The sequence below is a fragment of the Arcticibacter sp. genome, from assembly GCF_045629565.1.
Classification (GTDB): Bacteria; Bacteroidota; Bacteroidia; order Sphingobacteriales; family Sphingobacteriaceae; genus Arcticibacter.
The window spans coordinates 1-24031 of sequence record NZ_JAZQRL010000100.1 but is presented as its reverse complement, the minus strand read 5'-3'; the positions used below and the strand labels follow the sequence as shown (position 1 = coordinate 24031).

General features: G+C 44.6%; 30 protein-coding genes and 1 tRNA gene. 17 read left to right on the top strand and 14 right to left on the bottom strand.

Translation table 11 applies throughout. From position 1 onward, the window contains the following. Position 1 precedes the first annotated feature (1 nt). The 6 genes from hisB to ACKI5J_RS12070 are packed head-to-tail and all read left to right on the top strand — an operon-like array spanning position 2 to position 4814. The gene (gene hisB / locus ACKI5J_RS12095) at positions 2-1162 is read left to right on the top strand and encodes a bifunctional histidinol-phosphatase/imidazoleglycerol-phosphate dehydratase HisB (RefSeq protein WP_407429732.1); all 1161 of its coding nucleotides are present in this window, start codon (positions 2-4) and stop codon (positions 1160-1162) included. Between the two features lie 14 nt (positions 1163-1176). Further along, positions 1177-1767 (top strand): imidazole glycerol phosphate synthase subunit HisH, encoded by a 591-nt coding sequence (hisH, locus tag ACKI5J_RS12090; protein ID WP_407429731.1) that lies wholly within the window; start codon positions 1177-1179, stop codon positions 1765-1767. 7 nt (positions 1768-1774) lie between these two features. After that, positions 1775-2530 (top strand): HisA/HisF-related TIM barrel protein, encoded by a 756-nt coding sequence (locus tag ACKI5J_RS12085; protein WP_407429730.1) that lies wholly within the window; start codon positions 1775-1777, stop codon positions 2528-2530. Beyond that, positions 2531-3286: an imidazole glycerol phosphate synthase subunit HisF gene (gene hisF / locus ACKI5J_RS12080; protein ID WP_407429729.1), complete on the top strand. Its 756-nt coding sequence runs from the start codon at positions 2531-2533 to the stop codon at positions 3284-3286. 16 nt (positions 3287-3302) lie between these two features. After that, positions 3303-3890 (top strand): bifunctional phosphoribosyl-AMP cyclohydrolase/phosphoribosyl-ATP diphosphatase HisIE, encoded by a 588-nt coding sequence (hisIE, locus tag ACKI5J_RS12075; protein WP_407429728.1) that lies wholly within the window; start codon positions 3303-3305, stop codon positions 3888-3890. 9 nt (positions 3891-3899) lie between these two features. Beyond that, positions 3900-4814 (top strand): WD40 repeat domain-containing protein, encoded by a 915-nt coding sequence (locus tag ACKI5J_RS12070; RefSeq protein WP_407429727.1) that lies wholly within the window; start codon positions 3900-3902, stop codon positions 4812-4814. Here the strand turns inward: ACKI5J_RS12070 and ACKI5J_RS12065 are convergent. Then, entirely contained in the window at positions 4804-5595 is a 792-nt protein-coding gene (locus tag ACKI5J_RS12065) for a C40 family peptidase (protein ID WP_407429726.1), read from the bottom strand. The genes ACKI5J_RS12070 and ACKI5J_RS12065 overlap by 11 nt on opposite strands. Before the next feature lie 98 nt (positions 5596-5693). Here ACKI5J_RS12065 and ACKI5J_RS12060 point away from each other — a divergent pair, with 98 nt between their 5' ends. Then, the gene (locus ACKI5J_RS12060; protein ID WP_407429725.1) at positions 5694-6179 is read left to right on the top strand and encodes a universal stress protein; all 486 of its coding nucleotides are present in this window, start codon (positions 5694-5696) and stop codon (positions 6177-6179) included. Positions 6180-6226: 47 nt separating this feature from the next. On the opposite strand, the gene ACKI5J_RS12055 is transcribed toward ACKI5J_RS12060, so the two are convergent. Then, positions 6227-6580 carry a 4Fe-4S dicluster domain-containing protein gene (locus tag ACKI5J_RS12055; protein ID WP_407429724.1) on the bottom strand — a complete coding sequence of 118 codons (354 nt, stop codon included), beginning with the start codon at positions 6578-6580 and terminating at the stop codon, positions 6227-6229. 97 nt (positions 6581-6677) lie between these two features. Between ACKI5J_RS12055 and ACKI5J_RS12050 the strand changes: the two genes are divergently transcribed. The 6 genes from ACKI5J_RS12050 to ACKI5J_RS12025 all read left to right on the top strand — a co-directional run bounded on the left by ACKI5J_RS12050 (position 6678) and on the right by ACKI5J_RS12025 (position 11510). Continuing rightward, positions 6678-7703 (top strand): acyl-CoA reductase, encoded by a 1026-nt coding sequence (locus ACKI5J_RS12050; protein WP_407429723.1) that lies wholly within the window; start codon positions 6678-6680, stop codon positions 7701-7703. Between the two features lie 40 nt (positions 7704-7743). Beyond that, the gene (locus ACKI5J_RS12045) at positions 7744-7947 is read left to right on the top strand and encodes a fructose-6-phosphate aldolase (RefSeq protein ID WP_407429906.1); all 204 of its coding nucleotides are present in this window, start codon (positions 7744-7746) and stop codon (positions 7945-7947) included. Between the two features lie 2 nt (positions 7948-7949). Continuing rightward, positions 7950-8633 (top strand): cell division ATP-binding protein FtsE, encoded by a 684-nt coding sequence (locus ACKI5J_RS12040; RefSeq protein WP_106293114.1) that lies wholly within the window; start codon positions 7950-7952, stop codon positions 8631-8633. A gap of 111 nt (positions 8634-8744) precedes the next feature. Next, the gene (locus tag ACKI5J_RS12035) at positions 8745-9365 is read left to right on the top strand and encodes a nucleotide exchange factor GrpE (RefSeq protein WP_407429722.1); all 621 of its coding nucleotides are present in this window, start codon (positions 8745-8747) and stop codon (positions 9363-9365) included. A 4-nt stretch (positions 9366-9369) separates the two neighbouring features. Beyond that, on the top strand, positions 9370-10536 hold the full coding sequence (gene dnaJ, locus ACKI5J_RS12030; protein WP_407429721.1) for a molecular chaperone DnaJ: 1167 nt from the start codon (positions 9370-9372) through the stop codon (positions 10534-10536). Between the two features lie 50 nt (positions 10537-10586). Continuing rightward, positions 10587-11510 carry an exopolyphosphatase gene (locus ACKI5J_RS12025; protein WP_407429720.1) on the top strand — a complete coding sequence of 308 codons (924 nt, stop codon included), beginning with the start codon at positions 10587-10589 and terminating at the stop codon, positions 11508-11510. A 41-nt stretch (positions 11511-11551) separates the two neighbouring features. Here the strand turns inward: ACKI5J_RS12025 and ACKI5J_RS12020 are convergent, their stop codons facing one another. From ACKI5J_RS12020 to ACKI5J_RS11980, 9 genes are all read right to left on the bottom strand, one after another. Further along, a complete protein-coding gene (locus ACKI5J_RS12020; protein WP_407429719.1) occupies positions 11552-12136 on the bottom strand; it encodes a Maf family nucleotide pyrophosphatase in 585 nt (194 codons plus the stop codon). A gap of 30 nt (positions 12137-12166) precedes the next feature. Next, positions 12167-12703 (bottom strand): KdsC family phosphatase, encoded by a 537-nt coding sequence (locus ACKI5J_RS12015; RefSeq protein ID WP_407429718.1) that lies wholly within the window; start codon positions 12701-12703, stop codon positions 12167-12169. A 22-nt stretch (positions 12704-12725) separates the two neighbouring features. Beyond that, positions 12726-13499, bottom strand: a complete 774-nt coding sequence (locus ACKI5J_RS12010) for a Rossmann-like and DUF2520 domain-containing protein (protein WP_407429717.1) — start codon at positions 13497-13499, stop codon at positions 12726-12728. Next, positions 13499-15952 (bottom strand): heme lyase CcmF/NrfE family subunit, encoded by a 2454-nt coding sequence (locus tag ACKI5J_RS12005; RefSeq protein ID WP_407429716.1) that lies wholly within the window; start codon positions 15950-15952, stop codon positions 13499-13501. Before ACKI5J_RS12005 ends, ACKI5J_RS12010 begins: the two co-directional genes overlap by 1 nt. Positions 15953-15968: 16 nt before the next feature. Beyond that, complete coding sequence (locus ACKI5J_RS12000) at positions 15969-16373, bottom strand: cytochrome c maturation protein CcmE (protein WP_407429715.1); 405 nt, start codon at positions 16371-16373, stop codon at positions 15969-15971. Between the two features lie 123 nt (positions 16374-16496). Continuing rightward, positions 16497-17918, bottom strand: coding sequence for a Glu/Leu/Phe/Val family dehydrogenase (locus tag ACKI5J_RS11995; protein WP_407429714.1), 1422 nt, complete (start codon positions 17916-17918; stop codon positions 16497-16499). Positions 17919-17928: 10 nt separating this feature from the next. Then, on the bottom strand, positions 17929-18141 hold the full coding sequence (locus ACKI5J_RS11990; protein WP_407429713.1) for a CcmD family protein: 213 nt from the start codon (positions 18139-18141) through the stop codon (positions 17929-17931). Between the two features lie 5 nt (positions 18142-18146). Further along, the gene (ccsA, locus tag ACKI5J_RS11985) at positions 18147-18806 is read right to left on the bottom strand and encodes a cytochrome c biogenesis protein CcsA (protein WP_407429712.1); all 660 of its coding nucleotides are present in this window, start codon (positions 18804-18806) and stop codon (positions 18147-18149) included. A 109-nt stretch (positions 18807-18915) separates the two neighbouring features. Continuing rightward, complete coding sequence (locus ACKI5J_RS11980) at positions 18916-19194, bottom strand: hypothetical protein (RefSeq protein ID WP_407429711.1); 279 nt, start codon at positions 19192-19194, stop codon at positions 18916-18918. 327 nt (positions 19195-19521) lie between these two features. Here ACKI5J_RS11980 and ACKI5J_RS11975 point away from each other — a divergent pair, with 327 nt between their 5' ends. Next, a complete protein-coding gene (locus ACKI5J_RS11975; protein ID WP_407429710.1) occupies positions 19522-20343 on the top strand; it encodes an ATP-binding protein in 822 nt (273 codons plus the stop codon). Here the strand turns inward: ACKI5J_RS11975 and ACKI5J_RS11970 are convergent. From ACKI5J_RS11970 to ACKI5J_RS11960, 3 genes are read right to left on the bottom strand one after another with little or no spacing between them, the layout of a single operon-like run. Then, positions 20321-20713 carry a DUF2721 domain-containing protein gene (locus tag ACKI5J_RS11970; protein WP_407429709.1) on the bottom strand — a complete coding sequence of 131 codons (393 nt, stop codon included), beginning with the start codon at positions 20711-20713 and terminating at the stop codon, positions 20321-20323. The two genes, ACKI5J_RS11975 and ACKI5J_RS11970, sit on opposite strands and share 23 nt — an antisense overlap. A 1-nt stretch (position 20714) precedes the next feature. After that, the gene (locus ACKI5J_RS11965; protein ID WP_407429708.1) at positions 20715-21119 is read right to left on the bottom strand and encodes a DUF2721 domain-containing protein; all 405 of its coding nucleotides are present in this window, start codon (positions 21117-21119) and stop codon (positions 20715-20717) included. Positions 21120-21145: 26 nt separating this feature from the next. Further along, on the bottom strand, positions 21146-21694 hold the full coding sequence (locus ACKI5J_RS11960) for a hypothetical protein (RefSeq protein WP_407429707.1): 549 nt from the start codon (positions 21692-21694) through the stop codon (positions 21146-21148). Positions 21695-21780: 86 nt separating this feature from the next. On the opposite strand from ACKI5J_RS11960, the gene ACKI5J_RS11955 reads away from it, so the two are divergent. From ACKI5J_RS11955 to ACKI5J_RS11945, 3 genes are all read left to right on the top strand, one after another. Next, on the top strand, positions 21781-23403 hold the full coding sequence (locus ACKI5J_RS11955; protein ID WP_407429706.1) for an ABC-F family ATP-binding cassette domain-containing protein: 1623 nt from the start codon (positions 21781-21783) through the stop codon (positions 23401-23403). A 60-nt stretch (positions 23404-23463) separates the two neighbouring features. Beyond that, positions 23464-23536: transfer RNA gene (locus tag ACKI5J_RS11950), tRNA-Lys, on the top strand. A 185-nt stretch (positions 23537-23721) separates the two neighbouring features. Beyond that, entirely contained in the window at positions 23722-23844 is a 123-nt protein-coding gene (locus ACKI5J_RS11945) for a hypothetical protein (protein WP_407429705.1), read from the top strand. Positions 23845-24031 lie beyond the last annotated feature (187 nt).

Sequence of the window (24031 nt, the reverse complement as noted above, 5' to 3'; positions counted from 1 at the left end):
AATGGAAGACTTGAAAAGCGCTGATAAGCGCAAAGTATTGTTTATTGACCGGGACGGAACTTTGGTTCTGGAGCCTGAGGATTATCAGGTGGATTCTTTTTCGAAATTGCGCTTTTATCCGGGTGCTTTCAAATACATGACGAAGATTGCGGAGGAACTGGATTTTGATCTGATCATGGTGACTAATCAGGACGGTCTGGGAACAGACAGCCATCCGGAAGCCAATTTCTGGCCGGTACATAACTTCATCATGAACTCTTTTGAAGCGGAAGGTGTGATATTTAAGGAAGTCATCATTGATAAAACCTTTGCACATGAGAATAAAGAAACACGAAAACCGGGCATCGCGCTTTTGAAGCATTTTTTTGACGTTGAAAAATACGACCTTGAAAACTCATTCGTTATAGGTGACAGAGTAACGGATATTGAGCTGGCTAAAAACCTGAACGCTAAAGCGATATGGATTAACCAGTCCGATAGTCTGGGTGCTGAGGAGGTGAGCAGCAAGTTTGAAGAACTCAACCATTACATTGCACTGGCAACTACTTCATGGAAAGACATCTATGAATTTTTGAAAGTAGGTAAAAGAGAGGTTGAGCATAGAAGGACAACCAAGGAAACCGATATATATATTAAACTAAATCTGGATGGTAAGGGCGATGCAAAGATTAGCACCGGACTGCATTTCTTTGATCACATGCTGGATCAGATTGCCAGACATGGCAGCATAGATCTGGAGATTAACGCTAAGGGGGATCTGCACATCGACGAACACCATACCATTGAAGATACGGGGATCACTCTGGGTGAGGCTATTGCGAAAGCATTGGGCGACAAACGAGGCATTGAACGGTATGGTTTTTGCCTGCCAATGGATGATTGTCTGGCTCAGGCGGCTATCGATTTCGGCGGTAGGAACTGGATTGTTTGGGATGCGGATTTCAAACGCGAGAAGATAGGCGAGATGCCTACGGAGATGTTCTATCATTTCTTTAAGTCGTTCAGTGACGCATCTCGCTGTAACCTGAACATCAAGGCTGAGGGAATAAACGAACATCATAAGATTGAAGCTATATTCAAAGTTTTTGCGAAAGCAATCAAGATGGCGGCGAAGAGGGATGTAAACAATATGCAATTACCCAGTACCAAGGGCCTTCTTTAATTATATACAGATAGATGATCGGAATAATAAACTACGGCGCCGGCAATATTTTTTCACTCACTGCTGCTTTAGACAGACAGGAGATTGCGTATGAGATGGTGAATTCGGCCGATAGCTTCGACAGATATGATCGCTTCATTATCCCCGGCGTAGGTCATGCGGGAGCGGCGATGCAGAAGCTGGAGGAAAGCGGACTGGTGGAGAGTATCAAATCGATCAAGAAGCCCGTCCTTGGGATCTGCGTCGGGATGCAGCTACTCACTGAGTTCTCGGAAGAGGGAAACTCCTCTCTATTAGGGATAGCCCCTGTAAAAACCCGTCATTTCACGGAAGATCTGAGAATAAAGGTTCCGCATACGGGTTGGAACAGGGTAAGTGTCCAAAATGAAAGTAAATTATTTGAGGGAATTCCGAATGGGACGTACTTTTACTTCGTTCATTCCTATTTTATAGAATTTAATTCTACTTTTACAGTCGCTTTTGCTGACTATGGGTTGAAATTCTCTGCGGCAATAAGTAAAAACAATTTTTATGGTGTTCAGTTTCATCCTGAAAAATCAGGTGAAGCCGGAGAGCAGTTACTTAAAAACTTTTCAGAATTATAGAAAAAATATGTACATAATCCCTGCAATTGATATTCTGGACAAAAAGGTTGTCCGTTTACGTGAAGGAAACTACGAGCAAGCTACATTTTACGATGTAACGTTAGAGGAAATGATTGAGCGCTACCAGTCTAATGGGACCGAATTCGTTCACATTATCGACTTGAACGGCGCGAAAGGTGATTTCAGTAACCAGGAATATCTGTTCGATATTATCCGTAAAACTGAAATGAAAGTTCAATATGGCGGTGGTGTCAGAAGTATTGAAAAAGTGAAAGAGCTTATTGATGCCGGCATTCATCGTGTTATTGTAGGAACTCAGGCAATTACAAACCCGGAATTTCTTCCTGAACTGAGCCGTGCTTTTACGCATAGGGAAACCGGTTCGGGCACTGACCAGATCGTGGTGGCTATTGACGTCCTCGATGAGGTGATCAAGTATTCTGGCTGGATGGAAAGTTCACCGATCAAATTAATGGATTACGTAGACACCTGCCTCAACTTGGGTTTCTTCCGTTTCCTTTGCACCGATATTAATAAAGATGGTAAGTTAGGTGGTGCTGGAGTTGAACTGTATCAGAAACTTTTAGACCACTCTCCTTTTATTAAGCTAATCGCGTCGGGTGGTATCAGCTCAATGGATGACATCAGGGCGGTACAGCAATATAAAGTAGAGGCGTGTGTGGTTGGTAAGGCTATCTATGAAGGTCATATCTCCATCGATGAGATTAAAGACTGGAACTTAAAATCATTAATTTCGTTTTAATTGGTTTCCAAACGTATTATACCCTGCCTGGACGTTAAGGATGGAAGAACCGTTAAAGGCATCAATTTCGTTGACCTGAGGGATGCCGGTGATCCGGTGGAGCTGGCCTGGCAATATTCCAGGCAGGGCGCCGATGAGTTGGTTTTCCTGGATATTACAGCGACGAATGAGCGCCGTAAGACCATGGTGGAACTGGTGAAGTCGGTTGCGCGGCAAGTAAACATCCCTTTCACCATCGGTGGTGGAATCAATGAAATTGCGGATGCTGACGTTCTGCTAAACTCCGGAGCTGACAAAATTTCCATCAACTCCGCTGCGGTAAGAAATCCGGAACTCATCAATGAACTGGCTAATGCCTTCGGTAAACAGTTTGTTGTTGTAGCGGTGGATACCAAGAGAGTGAAAGGAAAGAATCTGGTTCATCTGAACGGTGGCCGGATAGCAACAGAGATTGAAACAGAAGCCTGGATTAAGGAGGTGGAATCACGCGGCGCGGGTGAAATATTGCTTACCTCCATGGATCACGACGGAACGAAGAGCGGATTTGACAACGACCTGCTCGGCAAAATTAACAGCACACTTTCTATCCCTATCATCGCCTCTGGCGGTGCCGGTACCATACAGCATTTTGCTGACACTTTCCTGGAGGCTAATGTCGATGCTGCGTTAGCGGCTTCGGTTTTTCATTACGGGGAAATACTGATTCCTGACCTGAAAATGGAATTAAGGAAGCAGAATATCGAGGTCCGTTTATAATAAATAATAATTGAAAATGTCTATAGACTTTAATAAAGGAGAGGGTTTAGTACCTGTGATCATTCAGGATTTCCAGAGTCTGGAAGTGCTGATGCTGGGATACATGAACGAAGAGGCTTTTACTAAAACGGAAGCCGAGGGTAAGGTTACCTTTTACTCGCGTTCAAAAAACCGTCTCTGGACCAAGGGTGAGGAAAGTGGCAATTTTCTTTATGTAAAAAGTATTGCTATTGATTGTGACCAGGATACCATTCTGATTAAGGCTGATCCTATCGGTCCGACCTGCCATACGGGATCGAGAAGCTGTTTCTCCTCTGAATACAACCAAAACTTTATTTTCAAGCTGGAACAGATAATCGCCGACAGATATGCGAATCCTCAGGAAAGCTCCTATGTGAACCGACTGAGAGAGAAGGGTTTGAACAAGATAGCTCAGAAAGTAGGCGAAGAAGGCGTTGAGACGGTTATCGCTGCTCTGAACGAGACGGAATTTGACTTCATCAATGAATCTTCTGACCTCGTATTCCACTTGCTTGTTCTGTTGCGCGAGAAGAACGTTTCGTTGGAGAAGATAGCCAAAAACCTGGAATCGCGACATAAATAGTCTATGCTGATGATTGATATTGAGCTGCTGGCTTTATTGCCCGGCCATCAAAACTCTATTTATACTGTTGAAGCGGGCATTGATGATGCAAGCTTTTATACAGCCGGAAACGACAAGGGAATTGTGCAATGGTCTTTGTCGGATCGAAAACCGACCGTAGTTTGTCCGGTGAAAAGCTCTGTTTATGCCCTTCATCTTTCTCCCGAAAAAGGGATTCTCGTGATTGGGGAGAGAAGTGGTGCGGTTAGTATCTTCAGTCTTTCAGAACGCAAAATAGTCGCGCGCATTGAGAAGCATCAGCTTCCGATCTTCTCGATAGCGGAGATCAAAAGAAAGAATGAAATCCTTGTGGGATCTGAAGATGGCACTGTTTCGGTCATCAGTTCTTCGGATTACTCCTTTCTGTACAATTTCCGCGTTTCTGCCGATACCATCAGAGCTATGGCTGTGAGTACGGATGAAAACACGCTTGCCTTTGGCTGCAAAGATAGCTTGGTGCGCATCTATGATGCGGATACATATAGTTTGCGTCATGAGCTGAACGGGCATACGATGCCGGTAACTTCTGTGGCATTCAGTCCAGACAATCGTTTCCTTCTTTCTGGCGGACGTGATGCTCAGCTGATTACCTGGAGCCTGTCTGATTATAGCATTTCAAACATCCTGACGGCACATATGTCTGCTGTTTACGATATCAAGTTTCATCCGGAGGGCCGATTGTTCGCGACTGCCAGTCAGGACAAAAGCATCAAGATCTGGGACGTTGACGGGATGAAGCTAAAGCGTATAATAAGTAAGGATAAGGGCTTCCACGCTCACTCCCACTCGGTCAATAAATTAACATGGGTTGATGGAGGCAAATTGCTGGCCTCCGTAAGCGATGATAAAATGGCGATGCTCTGGAAAATCCGGACTAGTTCTTAAAGCGCTTTATTATACGCAGTTTGTGGGTGTGCCGACCGGTTTCTGTGTTGTAGATTCCCTGATCATCTATTACATCGATACGCACCTTTCCTGAAGCATGAATAATATGCTGGGAATCGAGAATAATTCCCACATGCGTAATTCGACCTTCATCATTATCAAAAAAGGCCAGATCTCCCGGCTTGATCTCCTGTAAAAAATTCACCACGCTACCTTGCTCTGCCTGTTGGCATGCATCCCTCAGTATTTCGATGTTGAGCATCCTGAACACCATCTGTGTAAATCCTGAGCAGTCTATTCCGAAGATTGACTTTCCTCCCCACAAATAAGGTGCGTTTAAATAAAAACGAGCGTACTCATTGATATGACGCGCAAAATTCCCGACTGCCGCGAGTTGAGGTTCCCGGGTGAAGCGATAGGTCGTATCTCCTATCTTAAACCGATTGTTTGTATCCGGGGCAGGTATTCTGCTGCCCGCCGTGAGATATAACGTCTCACCACTATCCTCTCTTTCAATGCTGTGATAGACAGCAGGACCTGTGACTACCAAATTATTTTGCAGCTGCTGAACCTGTCCCTCTTTCAGGCTTCGCTGCTGTTTAGGATCTATCCAGCCAATGTAGTTGTCGGATAGGGTCCGCACCTGCATCCATTTGGACCGAGTCTCAAGAATCTCAAAGCAGTCGCCAAAAAGAAGGAAGGATAGGATCTCACTTTTATCAGACGCCTCAGCTCTGAGAGGAGCTAAAGCCAGGTCGCACACGCCAAATTCAGTAGTCATCTTACAAATAAATTAAAAAAATCTCCTAAGGCCTAATTAAAACTAATGGATCGTAAAAACGTTTCATCTTTATAACACGATAACTTAAACCCGCAATTATGAAAACACTGAATCAGATCACGAAGATTTTAATTGCCATAGAAGACAGTCAATATTCTGAAAGGGCGGCAGGGTATGGATTTGATCTTGCCGAAAAGCTACATGCGTCGGTGGCATTGCTGCATGTTAATGAAGTTCCCGTCGGAACCTCTTACATCGCTGATCCGATGCTGAATGAATCCCAGGTGGTACTCCCGGATCTCATCCAGCTACAGGATGAATCGAGTAAAAAGCTCCTGGATCGTATCTCTGAGGTTTATGCAGGGCGTGTTCCGACATATACATACACCAAGCTGGGCAATCCGAGAGATGAAATTCTGGCAACAGCAGAAGAGTGGGGAGCGGATATGATCATTCTCGGCACCCATGGAAGAACTGGTTTCGACCATTTTATTTCCGGTAGTGTGTCTGAAAAGGTAGTCAGGAAGGCTAAATGTCCGGTATTGATTATACCTAATAAGGAATTTCAAGAAGAACAGGCATAAAAAAGGCGGATACACCAGAAATGTATCCGCCTTTTTCTTATAAAATATTATGCTTCCATGTGAAGCCATGCTTTCTTAGCAAGCAGCTCTTCTTCTGTCTCTCTCACATCTTCGTCATCCACGCAACAATCAACCGGGCAAACTGCCGCACATTGAGGCTCGTCATGGAAGCCTTTACACTCTGTACACTTATCTGAAACTATATAATAGAACTCGTCTGATATCGCGGCCTGAACTTCTTCCGCATCAAGAGTGGTGCCGTCTCCAAAATCAATAACTCCACGCAATGCTGTTCCTTCTGAGAAACGCCAGGCAGCTCCAGCATCATAAATAGCATTGTTTGGGCACTCTGGTTCACAAGCTCCGCAGTTTATACACTCATCTGTTATTTTAATCGCCATGGTCTAAATGTCTTTTCCTTAACTTACTTTTGCAAAGTTATATCCATGCAAAAACAGTGCAAATATAATAGAAAACTTGGTTTTAATATAAGGATACATGTCAGTACATCAAATAAAGGAAGCTTTTACACAGTTAGGACATTACTTACTCTCGGACGATGAAGAACTCGTCTCGCTGGTAAATGCTTCTCATCATTATAATGCCTGGTTCACAGCAGATCAGGTTAGAAATGCCGTAAGGTCATTAGGCACCATGTTGAATGAGCAGGATATTGAACAGTGGATAGACAGTGCTTATGCCGGCAAAATGAATGGTGGAAAGTCGAAAGTAGTGGGACTTGTATTAGCCGGAAATATTCCGTTGGTAGGCTTCCATGATATTTTGACTGTTCTGGCGAGCGGACACATAGCGTCTGTTAAACTGTCCTCTCAGGACAAACATCTTACACCACATATCCTCAAACGTCTGACAGAGTTTTATCCGGCACTTGCCGATCGCGTTCTGTATGTCGACCGGTTAAAGGATTTTGACGCGGTTATCGCTACCGGAAGTAACAATACCTCCCGCTACTTTGAGTACTATTTCCAGTCGGTTCCTCACATTATTCGCCGTAACAGGAACAGCATCGCGGTATTGGATGGAACGGAGACTACGGAGGATTTCGTTGCTCTGGGATATGATATTTTTAATTACTTTGGCCTTGGTTGCCGCAACGTATCGAAACTTCTGGTTCCTGAAGGTTATAACTTTGTACCTTTCTTTGAGGCAATTGAAGAACCTTTCCATGGGATGATTAACCACCATAAGTACGCTAATAACTACGACTATAATAAGTCGATCTATCTGGTAAACGGGGCGAAACATCTGGACAACGGCTTCTTGCTGCTGAAACGCGATGAAGGGATAGCATCTCCCCTGGCGGTTCTCTTCTTTGATGAATACAAGAACCAGAAGGATGCAGAAGTGAAGCTTAGAGCAGTTTCCGAACAGATCCAGTGTGTAGTTACCAAGGGCAAGCTTTCGATTAACAGTCAGGTTGTTGGGCTTGGTTGCAGCCAGAGTCCTCGTTTATGGGATTATGCAGACGGCATCGATACCTTTGCCTTCCTTCTAAGTATATAATAGCATGGCGATTTTGCCGGAAAACATTAACTTTGAGGCTATGTATGTCATCAAAGTAAAGGGAATAGCTAAAATACCGGATTATGTTCAGCTACGAGATGATGAGTTTACCTTGCTGGCGTATTTTCGGGTAGATCGCCCTGATAAATCGCTGCAAAAGATAGGTCTTGGTGATAAGGCTGAGGCGATTATGTCGCTGGTAAAGGATCTCCCTTTTGGTAAAATAATGAAATTAGAATTATAGTAATGATCGGAAACTCCATTATAAAACTCCATAACGTAGATGTCTATCAGCAAAAGCACCTCGTTCTATCATCAGTAAACCTGCATATAGATAAGGGTGAGTTTGTTTTCCTGATTGGTCAGACCGGATCAGGAAAGAGCAGTTTAATGAAGATTCTGTATGGTGAACTTCACATTACCGAAGGCGAAGGACACGCGGGAGGTTATGATTTAAAGAAGCTTTCTGATCATGATGTACCCTACTTGCGTCGTAAGCTGGGAATCGTATTCCAGGACTTTCAGCTGCTTACCGACCGTACGGTAGAGGAAAATCTGCGCTTTGTTTTGAACGCTACAGGCTGGAAAGACCGCAAGCTGAAAGATGAGCGTATTAAAGACGTGCTCGAAAAAGTTGGTTTGCGTTCCAAGTTAAAGAAGATGCCGCACGAGCTTTCGGGTGGTGAGCAACAGCGTGTAGTGGTTGCCAGGGCGCTTCTGAATGATCCCGAGCTGATCCTTGCCGATGAGCCTACAGGAAATCTGGATCCAGAAACATCTGAAGAAATCATGCTGCTGTTGAAAGATATCAGCCGCTCAGGAACTGCCATCCTTATGGCTACCCATAATTACAACCTCATCCGTACCTTCCCTTCCCGCATCATCAAGTGCGAAAACGGACGGGTGATCGAGGATGCAAAGATTGCATAATTAAGGCTTATTGTCTGCCTAATACATCAACAGGCTGACATTGTATTGGTTTTAAGCTGACAGCTTGACCGTTTAATTAACTTGGCAAATTATTTGTCTATCCCATTAGATATGAACTTTTCAGATATGTTGAAAAACAAGAAGAAAACTACCGAAGAAGAGAAAGTAGCTTCTGACAATCAGACTCAGTCTGAGATGGAACAAAATGTAGAGCAGGCGGAACAGCCGCAGGCAGAGCAAGCAGCGGGAGCTGAAGCTGAGATTCAGGAAGTAGAAGAAGTTTCTGCAGAAGACAGGTTACGTGCGGAGCTTAAAGAGGCTAACGACAAATACCTTCGTCTTTATGCGGAGTTTGACAACTACAAAAGACGTACGAATAAAGAGCGAATCGAACTGCTTCAATCAGCAGGGAAGGATGTTCTTTTAAGTCTTCTGCCGATAGCAGACGACTTCGACCGTGCGATTAAATACATGAACACTTCTTCAGACATCGATGCTGTTAAAGAAGGTATCATCCTGGTGAGTAGTAAATTTAAGACCACGTTGACGCAAAAAGGCGTAAAAGAAATGGAATCTATAGGAGCAACCTTCGATGCTGATCTCCATGAGGCAATAACAAACATTCCTGCGCCATCAGAGGATATGAAAGGCAAAGTAGTAGATGAGGTTGAAAAAGGCTATTTTCTTAACGATAAGGTGATGAGATTTGCTAAAGTAGTTGTAGGAAGTTAATTATATGGCAAAGAGAGATTTTTATGATATTCTCGGTGTTTCCAAAGGTTCTTCTGCGGATGAGATAAAGAAAGCTTATCGTAAGCTGGCGATTAAATATCACCCGGATAAAAACCCTGGCGACAAAGAGGCGGAAGATAAGTTCAAGGAGGCCGCAGAAGCGTACGAAGTGCTTAGTAATCCTGAGAAGAAACAGCGTTATGACCAATTCGGACATGCGGGTGCTTCTCAAGGTGGTTACGGCGGCGGCGGTCACATGAACATGGATGATATCTTCAGTCAGTTCGGAGATATCTTTGGTGGAGGTGGAAGTCCGTTTGATAGCTTTTTTGGCGGCGGCGGCGGCGGCGGCGGACAGCAAGGTGGCAGAACCCGTGTTTCCAGGGGTAGCAACCTCCGGATAAAGGTTAAGCTGAGCTTAGACGAAATTGCTAAAGGCGCTGAAAAGAAGATCAAGGTGAACAAGCTTGTTGTTTGTCGCACGTGTGATGGAACGGGTGCTAAAGACCGGTCATCGATACAGACCTGCCGTACGTGTGGTGGTGCCGGATCTGTAAGACGTGTAACCAATACCATCCTCGGTCAGATGCAAACCAGTAGCACCTGCCCTACATGTAACGGTTCAGGATCGCAGATAACTGCGAAGTGTGACAGTTGCCACGGTGAAGGTGTTGTTCGTGGAGAGGAAACGATCACGATCAATATCCCTGCGGGTGTTAGTGAAGGCATGCAGCTCTCGATGAGCGGTAAAGGCAACGCAGCTCCTAATGGTGGTATCGCGGGAGACCTGATCATTTTAATCGAAGAGATACCTCACGAGACGCTACAGCGCGAAGGAAACAACGTTGTGTATGACCTTCATATCAGCTTCATTGATGCTGCATTGGGAGCTTCTGTAGAGGTACCTACTATAGATGGTAAGGCGAAAATCAAGATAGAGCCTGGCACACAAGGTGGAAAGATCCTGAGATTGAAAGGCAAGGGTGTTCCTGAAGTAAACTCATACCACAGAGGTGACCAATTGGTGTACGTAAACATATGGACTCCTAAAGCCATCTCGAAAGATGAGAGAGAAATGCTTGAAAAACTCCAGGCCTCTCCTAACTTCAAGCCTCAACCTGGCAGACACGAGAAGAGCTTCTTCGAGAGAATGAAAGAATATTTCGAATAATTCAAAACCAATCATACAAAGCCACCTCCATGGTGGCTTTGCTTTTTCCTATGAACAACCCTATCGCTGTACTTGACCTCGGCACAAACACCTTCCATTTGTTAATTGCTGAACTGAACGATGATCGTTCTATAAACGAAATCTTCGCGGAAAAAAAACATGTCAAACTCGGTGAGGGTGGGATAACAGAGGGAAGGATCGTTGAAGCTGCCTTCAACCGGGGCCTTGAGGCGATGCAGGACTTTAAGCGGGTCATTGATCAACATAAAATTACCGAGGTTTATGGAACTGGCACTGCGGCCCTGAGAACCGCGGCTAACGGACATGATTTTGTTGAGCAGGTTAGAGCACTGACTGGAATAAGCGTTGACATCATTGATGGCAATAAAGAGGCCTCTCTTATTTATGGAGGAGTAAGTCAGGCTGTGGAAATTCAAGGCAACGCCGTAATTATGGACATCGGTGGAGGAAGCGTTGAGTTTATTTTCTGCAACCACAAAGATATTCAGTTTAAGAAAAGCTACCCTATTGGAGCCGCCCGCTTGATGGCTCTTTTCCACAAGTCTGATCCGATAAATTCCGATGATATATTCTCCCTTCACCAACATCTGGAGGAGCAGCTGACTGACCTCAGAAAGAACTTGCTCCTATATCAGCCGGAGACGCTCATCGGTTCTGCGGGTGCATTTGAGACTTTTACTGACCTGGCGATACGTAAATTCGGAATGAAAGACAGAACCGGGAATTCGGGATACAGTATTGAAAAAAAACAACTCCAATCGGTAATCGGCGACATCATTCTTTCCACACATGAAGAGAGGGCTGCAGATGATAAGATTAGTCCGGTTCGCGTAGACATGATCGTAACCGCTGCCGTTTTAACCTCCTATATCCTGGCGCATGGGCGCGTCAGCAACGTCTTGCTTTCAACCTACGCCCTCAAAGAAGGTTTGCTGTATGAAAAGCTGGGTTAGCCAGGCGAACGAGTGAAGGGCCGGCGTTCGATCAGATTGATCTATTTATCGGCTAGAAGCTTCTCCAATTCCTGATACACCCTGAAGGTGGGCAGACCTACTACGTTATTATAAGAGCCTTCAATCTTCTCAATAGCGGCATGTCCGATCCACTCCTGTATGCCATAAGCACCCGCTTTGTCAAAGGGTTTATAGTTGCGAATATAAAACCACTTGTCGTGGTCGCTTAGCTCCCGGAAATAAACGGTTGTACTATCGTAGAACGCATGAACCTCATGCTTATACAAGAATGCGACCCCGGTTATCACTTCATGTGTTCTACCCGATAATAGAGACAGTATCCGAAAGGCATCCTGTTCATCTTCTGGTTTGCCTAATATCAGACCGTCGATGGTCACAATGGTATCTGCTGTAATGACTATCTCATCATTCTGCACGGAGTCATCAAATGCTTCCGCCTTTTTACGGGCAATGTAAACCGCCACTTCTGCCGGCTGGAGGAATGCCGGGAACGATTCATCTACTTCTCTCAGCACAACCCTGAAGCTGATATCCATTTGATGTAAGAGCTCTTGCCTTCTTGGAGATTTGGACGCCAATATTACCGGTGGAAATGAATTCATCATAATGTATCTATAGGATGACCTAGGTGCTTTTTAGGAGGATGTAATGGTATCGTCATGTGCTGAAGGATTCTGGTCGAACCACATCCCCTGAATTTTGAGAACCTTCTCTACCACGTCCCGCACACACCCTGTACCTCCTGCGAAGGGTGATATATAGTCGCTGATCGCCTTCACTTCTTCAATAGCGTCAATCGGGCAGGCACTTACACCTACAGCTTGCATGACAGGCAAATCAGGTACATCGTCGCCCATATATAACACATCCTGCGGATCAAGTGAATGCTTTCTGACGAAGTTTTCGTAAACGGCGAGCTTCTTATCTATCCCCAGGTGAACCTCAGTCACCCCAAGGCCGTTTAAACGAAAGATGACACTCGAAGAGTTGCCGCCGGATATAACACAGATATGGTAGCCCTTTTTTACGGCCAGGCGCATGGCATATCCGTCCCTTACATTGAACTTTCTTAGCTGGTCACCTGATTCGGTAACGAGTACGGTACCATCTGTCAGTATTCCGTCGATATCGAATATAAAGGCTTTGACAGATTTGATCTTTGTTAAAAACATGGGTTAAGGTGTTAAATGACAACTATTGCTGTTTGCTTCTGAAACCGATAATACTATTGGTCATCAATGTATAGAGTTGAAGAAGGTCTGCAGATGTTTCCAGATATTTCTTATGTTTCTCAATGCTTACCTGGTCATCACGTATGGCAGGTCCGGTCTGCGCATCTTCGGGACTCATGCTTTGGACCTTCGCTGCCGTCTCCGCAATAAGTGGAAGCAGCAGCTTGAAATCGAGTCCTTCCTTGTCCAGCAGGCTCTTCGATATAGAGTAAAAATGATTGCTGAAATTGCAGGCGAAGACAGCGGCTACATGGATTGCAGCACGCTGAGCGGAGGATGCTGATCGTACAACCTGGCTAATACTGCCAGCCAATTCATTAAGCTGCCTGGCGACTTCATCTGTGCTACTTTCCAATAACAGCGGTACAGAGCTGAAGTCGACGGCTTTCTGTTTACTAAAGGTCTGCAAAGGGTAAAACACCCCCTTGTTTACCCGATCCTCGCCCAATGAATCAATACTTGAGGTTCCGGAGGTATGAACAAGTAGCTTATCCTTAAATGTAAAAGATGATGCTACCTCTCGGATAGCATCATCTTTTACAGATAGTATATAAATATCAGCTGTATCATCCAGCGCTAGAATCTCATTCGTATAAGCAACCGATAATGAGGCGGCGAGCTGTTCTGCGTTTGATAGCGAGCGGCTCCATACCTGCAGGATCTCATGGCCAGCTGCCTTCAGGGCGTGACCCAGATGCGTAGCGACGTTACCACTGCCAAGCAGGACAATTTTCATTAGTCTGTGATTTTAATCTCCTTATTTCTTCTGAAGATCGAGATCAGGAAACCTACGACCATCAGGATATTCCCTGCCCAGAACAGGTTGATGAAAGGAAATTTGATTGCTTTCATGACAATCCATTTCTTCTCAGCCTTCGGCTTTTGGTACAACATCATTTCCAGCTTGTCCTTCTCCGGATAAACGTTTGAAAAACGAACCTTTAAACCCGGATCAACAAGCGTCTTTCCGAAGTCGAATTTGTTTCCTCCTTTTATAAGAAATACCGGTTCAGCTGTATAGGTTTTGTTGGCGTGCGTCCGAATTTCCAGTTGCAATGCTATCGCAACATCATTTGGTTTGAGAGGGATCTTTTCGATGGTAGCATTCCGGTTAACACCCTTAACGATGATCACACCCTCTCTGTAGCGGATAGTATCCCCGGGAGAAACTTCATACGTCACCGGTTGCTCATAGCCCTCATCCTCCGAATGACCTTCGTGGTCTTCATGCTCAGCCATTTCTTCCTTAAGAGGCACGCTGCTTACGTGTGTGTAAATATCATGAAACAAGTAGTGACGGGTATCAGGAGAGGCGACAATCGTCTGCATCTTGGCATTCTGCTGCGCATGCGGATATAAATCAAACTCTTCCTTAACTTCCTTAGTCTCTTCATCGACGACCTTGTAGTTTACACGATAGTAGGTATTAACGCCTTCTGTAGAGTCACCTTTATATGTAACGGTATATTCATCCATGCGTACAGGCTCATCCTCGTAAAGAATAATATTTTCTTTAGAGTTATTGTTCTTATCAAATTCTTCTCCGAAGCCGACGCCTGAGGTATTTAGCGATACCACATTACTTGTGGCTGCCGCGACAAGGGCTCCTATCAGCAACAGACCGAACCCAATATGCGCGATGGACGACCCGGCAAGTCGCCATTTTCCCTTTATAGCATCAATAAGTATCCTGATGTTACATGAAATCGAGAAGATTGCTGAGAAGGTGAGCACGACGTACATGACGTTGTTATGCACTTTCGCGATATACACAAACCCTGCAGTAACTACAGCAGCGATAATCAGGATCAGTCCGATCTTCTTGAAGAACTTTCTGGAGTCGGTATTTTTATATCTCAAATATTGCGAAAAACCGGACACTAAACTAATGACGATTGCGAAAGGCACCTGCCATTGGTGATAGTGCTGAATTACATCTGCGGGAGGTGCTATCTTAGTGCCGAAAAGTGCATTAAACACCGGTATTGACGTCGTTGAAATAACCTGAACACAAGCCACTGTTAGAACCAGTGCCCCGATGAACAGCCAAAACTCGCGTGAATAGGTTTCCTCATCCTTCTTTGTTATCGGAAGTTCCTTCCACCTTGCCACCAGGAAGCCAACCGCTAGCGCAAAAAACACAAGAATATAAGCGAGCAGATGACCAAACATTCCCAGATCGGTAAAGGAGTGAACCGAGGTTTCACCCAGGATACCACTTCGGGTGAGGAATGAAGCGTATAACACCAATACAAAACTGATTAGCACCAGGAATGTAGCAGTAAAGTAAGAATGCCCCGAGCTTCTGTAAGCCAGCATCACGTGCACGGCTGCAATCAGGGTTAACCATGGAATAATAGATGCATTTTCAACCGGATCCCAGGCCCAGAAACCACCGAAGTTAAGTGCCTCGTAAGCCCAGAAGGATCCCATGATAATACCCGCACCCAAGACCATCACAGCAAACAGTGCCCATGGCAGAGATACCTTGATCCATTCTGAATATCTTCTTTCCCAGAGTCCCGCTATCGCATAAGCGAAAGGAATGATCATGGATGCGAAGCCCAGGAACAGGGTTGGCGGATGGATAACCATCCAGTAATTCTGCAATAAAGGATTAAGCCCATTTCCATCGGGGATGAGAGACAGGTAATCCGGACGTGAGAAGATCGGCCCTTCCACGGCATCCCTTAGAAGAATGAATGGAGAGCTACCAACACGGGTACCCAATATTTCCACACCCAATAACATGGAGGAGATAAATAGCTGAGACAGCATCATCACCGTCATAACAGGGCTTTCCCAGCTGCGGGCTTTCCATATCAGAATATTGGCGAGGAGCGACTGCCAGAACATCCACAGCCAAAAGCTTCCCTCTTGCCCCTCCCAGAAACTAGAAATAATATAGTACACTGGCAATGAGCGTGATGAATGCGCCCATGCATAGTGATACTCAAAATAATGATTGTAGATAATATAGTATAGACAGATGCCGATTCCCAGTACAGAAACGGTATTTACCCAGGTCGATATGCGCGCTAAGCGCTTCCAGGAATCATCTTTCGTATCCTTTATCGTGGCGAAGTAATAGGCAATGGCCGATAAAAGTGCTGTACCAAAAGTTAGTATAATAAAGAACTGCCCAAGTTTCCCTGGAAGCAGGTGTTCTCCTGCGAATTGTATATCCATTTAGAAATTTTCTGTATTAAGCAGCGGTTTGCTGAACTTCCTGAATCTCAACTTCATCCTTATTGTATTTGGAAGGACATTTCATGAGAATTTTAGAGGCTTGAAATTCGTCACCAACCATTTTCCCGGTTAGTACGATCTCCTCTGAGCGTTCGAAATCCTGGGGCTTGGCTCCTGAGAACACGACCTTACACTCCTTTCCCTGCTTATCCAGCAGATAGAAGGCGAAATAGTTAGCATCCTCCTGAGGATTGTATATCAATTTCTTTTGTTTGTTTAACTGACCAACCACGTGGAGCTCAGTCTGACTTTCCCGGGCGTCACTAAACGAACCATATGTGCTTGAGTCGGCATAGGTGCTAATAATAACCCCTATGGCAATTGCAATAATGATGATGCCTATAATAGAGCTTTTTTTCATTGATCTGGTAATTACGATATCCGGATAGAATATGCCGCAAAATTACGAAACGGGAATGATTAGGAAGAACTTATTCGCCCTCAAAAATAGGTAAGGGCGAATACTCATAATAATTTTACATTTCTAAGGCCAGATACCCATGTTCATGTAAGACACCGCAACCTTATTGATTGCGCCAACAAACGCAGCGGTACGCAGATCTCCTATTTTGCTGTTCGACATCTTGGTTTCACGGATTTCATGGTATGAACGAACCATGGTTTCTTCCAGACCCGAATTAACCAACTCGAGTTCCGAAGGACCCTTTACGATCAGTCCGCGCTGCTCAGAAGTAAGATTCACGCCTGTCATCTTCTCTACCAACGACACCAGATTAAGATTTGCATTTTCCTCATAGCGCTTATCCATACGTCCGAATGCGACGTGTGAGAGGTTCTTCAACCACTCAAAATACGATACCGTTACACCACCGGCATTACAGTACATGTCCGGAATGATAATCCCTCCTCTTTTGATAAAAGCGTCAGCCGCCTCAGGAGACGTTGGTCCGTTTGCTGCTTCAGCAATTATCTTCGCCCGAATTCTGGAAATATTAGATGCCAGAATCTGATTTTCAAGTGCTGCCGGAACGAGGATATCGCAATCCTGTTCCAGTCCTTCTGCAGAGTTTGCGAACTCATTTGCCGCACCTGAGAATCCAAGGATGGTGCCGGTCTCCCTACGGTGAGCAACTACAGCGTCCAGATCCAGTCCGTTACTATTGTATATTGAGCCTTCGTACTCACAGAGACCGACAATCACCGCGCCCATTTCAATCAAGAACTTCGCAGTGTTATAACCCACATTTCCGAGTCCCTGAACAATCACTCGCTTTCCCGTTAAGCCGGGCGTAAGGCCCAAGGACTTCATATCCTCAGCTACAGTAACACATTCACGGATAGCGATAGCTACTCCCCTTCCGGTTGCTTCCCGACGCCCCTGGATACCGTGCAACGCAATAGGCTTGCCCGTAACACAACCCATAGCGTCCAGCTGTCCCGGGTTCATTGTATTATATGTATCGGCGATCCAGCTCATTTCCCGCTCACCTGAACCATAGTCAGGTGCAGGTACGTCAATAGCCGGACCGATGAAATTTTTCTTAACCAATTCCACTGTATACCTGCGCGTGATGTTTTCCAGCTCAGCCAGAGAATAACTCTTCGTGTTGATCTTAATACCCCCTTTAGCACCGCCGAAAGGAACATTCACAATAGCACATTTATAGGTCATGAGCGCCGCAAGAGCCATCACCTCATCCTCATTAACCATGTCGCTGTAACGGATACCCCCTTTTGTAGGGGACATATGATGAGAATGTTCAACGCGCCACGCATCAATTACTTCAACACCGTTTCCTTTCCTGATAGGGAATCTGAAACGATAAACACTATTACAGGCCTTAATCTGATCTAGCAGACCCGCCGAATGATTAGTAAACTGCGACGCATGATCAAAGAATGAACATACATCATTGAAGAAACTTGTGTTTTGCGTTGTAGACATAAATTGTTATTTAGTTCTTTTGTTCAAGCTTTTTTACTTTCCTGTCAATAGTGAACAGATAGGCAATCAGAGCAAGAAGGATTAATGTGATGACAGCAACCACTACGTAGATCTTACCAGAAGAACGCATTCCGTCTGCCATATCAATTCCGCTGTCAGACTGAGCGAAAGATGCCCCTGCCGTGAAGAGCAGCAGATATAGAGCTGCGATGTATTTTCTCATTGTGACTAGTTTAATTGTTTATTTTGAAGTTTACGGATCCTGTACTGCAGGTCCGCAATCCACACGCCCAGAAGTATCCAGCCGAGGCAAGCGGGATAGAACACCCCCCTCATCCTGCTGTCCAGATCATAAGAACTGAATCCAGGATTCCCACCGTTTCCCGGATGCAATGAATCGGTCATCCTTGGCAGGATAAACAACAGGACAATCATGATCGGAAATGCGAATATGTTATAAACCGCAGAGATCTTCGCACGCTTTTGTTCCTCTTCAAGCGAATTTCTCAGTACAATATAAGCCAGATACATCAATGTGGATATGGCTGAACTGTTCATTTTGGGATCATTAGGCCATGGAGAGCCCCATGTATAGTTTCCCCAGATCATTCCGGTTACAAGACCCAGAAAACCAAAGACAATACCCGCATTTACAAATTCAACCGACTTGAGGTCATGATTTTCGTTCCCCGAAGACAAATATTTTACACTATAAATTACGGAGACCAGATACAGAATCACCATCGAAAACCACATAGGGACGTGGAAATACAGATTCCTGATAGATTCGTGTAATATCGGCAAATGAGGTACTTCGCCCAGAAAGCCAGCGATAACGGAGTACAGAACAAGAACTGAGGCTAGTATTTTCCACCAGTTTTCTTTCATATATGATGCGTTTAAAGCATCAAAGGTATAAAAGTACAGCGTGCTTCAAAAATAAAACAAAAAAGCTCGTACAAATCTTGCACGAGCGATTGTAGGTAGATTCCAATAACTAGGCAACCTGTGCCCGGTTCTGCTCAACAGAATCGAGTTCAAATACGGCCAGGCCTTCCAGAAGATTATAATGGAGTGTGCCAAAAAAGTTGACTATTCCTGAAGGGCCCTTCCCCTGAATCAGAACACGTTCTTTAATCGACTCTTTATTGGAAAGGTTCTCCTTCGAAAGGATAAGTTCTTCATCCTGAATAATGAAATCAGCTTGATCAATAGAGAAGCTCTTTAGAATTTCTCTAAAACTAAAACGGTTTAATAATAACTCTTTTAACTTCATTTTTACCCTCCAATTAAGTTCAATGTAAATGTTGAGATATGTTGACAGAAGCCCTGTCTTTAGATACATAAATTAACAATTTATAAGCCAAACTGTCTAAAATATGATATCAATAGCACAAGATACAGGTATGATTGCAAAATCGGAAACAAAACTTTATTTTTCTTACGAATTGTGCATCGTGCTTTCTCACCTGTTCGGATTTAAGGACAGCCTCCGCCCTATAAGTGTATTCTGCAGTATACGCCGGCATGTAACAAAAACGTAAAGCAGGCACACATCTCTGAGAATGTTTATAGCTTTAACATATTTAAGTAATACAAAAAAATGAAGAAGCTCTTTATCCTTTTAGCAGTTGCCTGTTCAAGCAGCTCGTTTGCACAAGAAAAGTATAAGCTAACCAAAATCTGGGAAACAGATTCCCTCGCCGTACCCGAATCAGTTACCCCTTACGGTGATGGCAAACAGATGTTCGTTTCGCTCATAGACGGCACTCCTTTCGAAGTTGATGGCAAAGGAGGAGTGGCGAAGATTACCGCTGACGGTAAAATAACAGACCCCATGTGGGTTGCTGGGCTGAACGCACCAAAGGGAATAGCAGTAATGAAAAATAAGCTATACGTGGCAGATCTTACAGAAGTTGTAGTCATTGACATCGCCACTGGAAAAGTGGATCTCAAATTAAAGGTTCCTCAGGCAGAAGGCTTGAATGACGTTACTGTGGATTCCAAAAACACCGTTTATGTATCCGATTCAAAGAATGGCATGATCTTCAGCATAAAGAACAACGTTGTTGCCCCGTATATAACAAGCCTCAAGGGAACAAACGGACTGAAGGCAGACGGTTCAGACCTTTACATCGGCGCAGGACCTGTGTTATGGAAGGCAGACGCAAACAAGAACCTCGTTAAAATCGCCGAAGGCTTCGAGAGCTCTGTAGATGGCCTGCAGCTCATCAGGAAGAATGAGTTTCTTATTAGTTGCTGGAATGGTCTGGTTTACAGTGTGGGTTCAAAAGGAGAAATAACCAAGCTAATGGATACCAGAGGAGTAATGAATACCGCAGACTTCCATTATGACCAAAAAAAGAAAATAGTATACCTCCCTACTTTTTACAAGAAAAGCGTTATCGCTTATAAACTTCATTAACAACCACCTTTAGTGCATCGGTAGACAACCAGATTTCTTTCAGGGAAAAGTAAAGCGCCACCATCATGGCAATGGTACTCAACCAGAAGGAAATCTGCCCTGCCAGTATCCAGTTGTTAAAAAGCATGAAAATACTGATAATGCAGAGGCAAAAGCTCCCTGTTCCGAACATTTGCATATTCTTTATCAGGTAGATCCTCTCGCGAAGATTCTTTATCTGATGTAAAAGTCCTGCAGTTTCATCTACAGTATACTGTTTGTTGAGATTCCTGGTCAGGTTAGCCAAATGCGCAAATTTTGCCGTGTATGCCAACAATATCAGTGAAATGGCCGGAAATAAGAGGATCGGTGTTGTGATAGAAAGCGTCATCTCATTTCTTTTTCACCAGTTCTTCCAGGTCGCTCAACTCAATTTCCAGCGCCTCAACCGAAATTTGAGTCTCACGGAACGAGATCAATAAGGAAATCATCAGAAGCAGCAGGCTCAAACCAAAAGCATAACCTGCAAGCACATTTTGCGAATTATACAAGAGCCACATGGAAATAACGCAGAGCAGAAATCCCATAATCCCGCAGGCCTGCATATTGCGCACCTGTATAATACGCGTCCGGATACTGTGTATCTGTCCCAGCAGATTAGGATTTTGGTTCTCCACGTACTGGCTCTTCAGATTTCTGATCAAGCTTGCCAAAGCCAGAAAACGATTCGTATAAGCCAGTAATAAGAGGGCGATTGCCGGAAAAAGCATGGCCGGCGTACCGAGGGTCAGTTCCATCTATTTAAGTTGAGCAGCAAAATTACTTAAAGCTTTCTCTCTTTTCTGAGTTTTGCCAAAAACTTTTTAGTGCGCGATTGAAGAGCCGCAGAGGTTCCGTACTGGAGGATAAACTCTAATTGAAATGTAAGCTCCTCGGTAAGCCACTCCTCCTTCCCTCTCAGCGCAAAAAGAATGTCGATGCAATTCGCCTTAACCGCTACTGGCGTACTTGGGTCGGCAAGCCACTCTATCGTCCGCTCTATAACACCTTCCAAGTCAACCCCGGCAACGGTCGGCACCCGATTAAAAAAATAAATGGCAATTTTTGTAAAGTGTCTTTGGCAGCTCCGGTTTTTCTGTTCGCCATAGTGCTCAAAGAAATACTGCCAGTCTTGCTCGGGCGACGTCCCCGCTAAGAAAACATGCTCCAGCACCCATGCGGCATGAAAGGCCAATACTCCGTCACGATGAAAAGTCAGATCAATCAGATCCCTGCATAGAAAGTCGCCTTCCCGGCACTTACCAGCAAGATGAGCGGCACGTGCCTTGCCCTGTCTTGCCGACAATTCTTTTTCTAAGTCCTGAACTTTCATAAAACGCCCCTAAAATAAAACTTTTTGTAGCCTTCTGGTATATCCTATTCAGATTGTCTACCTTTGCACTTCATTTTTCTTTACGTATGATTACAGTATCCAATCTATCTTTACGCTTCGGTAAACGCACACTATTTGAAGATGTTAACCTGAAATTCACACACGGCAACTGCTACGGCGTTATCGGTGCCAATGGAGCAGGTAAGTCAACATTCATGAAAATCCTTTCAGGTGATGTGGATCCGACAAGTGGATCGGTGAGTTTTACTCCCGGCGAACGCATGGCCGTACTGACCCAGGACCACTACGCTTTTGATGAAGTTCCCGTGATCGAAACCGTATTAATGGGACACAAGGAGCTTTACAGCATCATGAAGGAAAAAGATGCCCTTTACGCCAAAGAAGACTTTACAGACAAAGACGGCGAACGCGCCGGAGAACTTGAAAATATATTTGCGGAGATGGACGGGTGGAACGCAGAAAATAATGCGGCAACCCTCCTGAGCAACCTGGGCATTAAAGAGGAGCATCACTTCAAGCTTTTGAAAGAGCTTGATGGTAACCAGAAAGTCCGCGTACTCCTGGCGCAGGCGCTATTTGGAAACCCGGACATCCTTCTTCTCGATGAGCCTACGAATGACCTTGACATTGAAACGATCTCCTGGTTGGAAGACTTCCTTGCCGGTTATGAGAACATTGTACTGGTCGTATCCCATGACCGTCACTTCCTCGACACCGTTTGTACGCATATTGTCGACATCGATTTCAGCAAAATGAGCATTTACTCCGGTAACTACTCTTTCTGGTATGAATCCAGTCAGCTTGCACTGCGTCAGAGAGCAGATCAGAACAAGAAGATGGAAGACAAGGTTAAAGAACTCCAGGACTTCATCCGTCGTTTCAGCGCCAACGCTTCCAAATCCAAACAAGCAACCAGCCGTAAAAAGGCATTGGAGAAAATCAATCTGGATGAAATACAGCCATCAAACCGTAAGTACCCTGGCATTATGTTCAACAACATGTCCAGAGAGGCAGGCGACCAGATCCTCCAAATCGAGAAACTGAAGAAAGTCTCTGGCGGTGAGACCTTCTTTAAAGGCATTGATCTGCTGGTAAACAAAGGCGATAAGATCGCTGTCCTGTCAAACAACAGTTTGGCCACAACAGCCTTCTATAACATCCTCACAGGAAGAGACAGTGATTACACCGGTGAATTCAAATGGGGTGTCACCATCAACGTAGCCGATATTCCGAACGACAGCTCCGCATATTTTGAAGGCAAAGACCTCAACCTGGTCGACTGGCTGAGAGAATATTCCGAAGGCGACAAAGACGAACAGTTTATCCGCGGCTTCCTGGGACGAATGCTGTTCTCCGGAGAAGAAGTGCTAAAAAAGTCCAACGTCCTTTCAGGGGGAGAAAAGATGCGGTGCATGTTCTCCAAGATGATGCTGCAGCAGGCAAACGTGCTTCTTTTTGACGAGCCTACCAATCACCTGGATCTCGAATCCATTACGGCGCTCAATAACGGAATGCAGGATTTCAAGGGAACCATCCTCTTTACTTCACGTGACCACGAGTTGACGAATACCGTTGCAAACCGTATTATTGAACTCACACCGAAAGGAATTATCGATAAACTAATGACTTACGATGAGTATATCAGCAGCGACGTTGTAAAACAGCAGCGAGAAGAGATGTATTCTTAAATTATTTATAAATGTGGTTGCAAAAGATGCTGAAAAACCGTTTCTTTGCAACCACAAAACGACTTGGTAGCTCAGTTGGTAGAGCAACTGACTCTTAATCAGTGGGTCGAGAGTTCGAGCCTCTCCCAGGTCCCTTGCCAAAAAAGCCTTTTTTGATATCAAAAATGGCTTTTTTGGCTTAATAAGGCAGTTTTTTGGGGCTGTTTTTATGGACTGAGGCAACCGCCGTTTCGTCAGGATTTACATAGTTTTTTGTTTAATTTAACGTAGAAGCGTCACAAATACGTCACAACGATTCTGCGTGTTAGAAAAAAATTTATGGCAACAGTCAGTATTATGGTGTATGATCATCATAAAAAAGCAGATGGAACGTACAATGTCAAGATCCGGATCTATCACAAAAAAGTAAAACTCATCGATAACACCTTTTGCGAAATTTGAACCTGGTTAGGTAGTCACTAAACCTTAAGAAAGCTGTCCGATCAAATAGTGGCTATTACACATTATGATAATATGCATATCCGATTTTTTCTTTCCCTGTCTTGCTCCTGTCAGGCTGCTTCTTCCAGGCGATGAACTTTTCCCAGGGCGGTGGCTCGTCCCGTCTGGATCCAGCCGGTGTATGGTG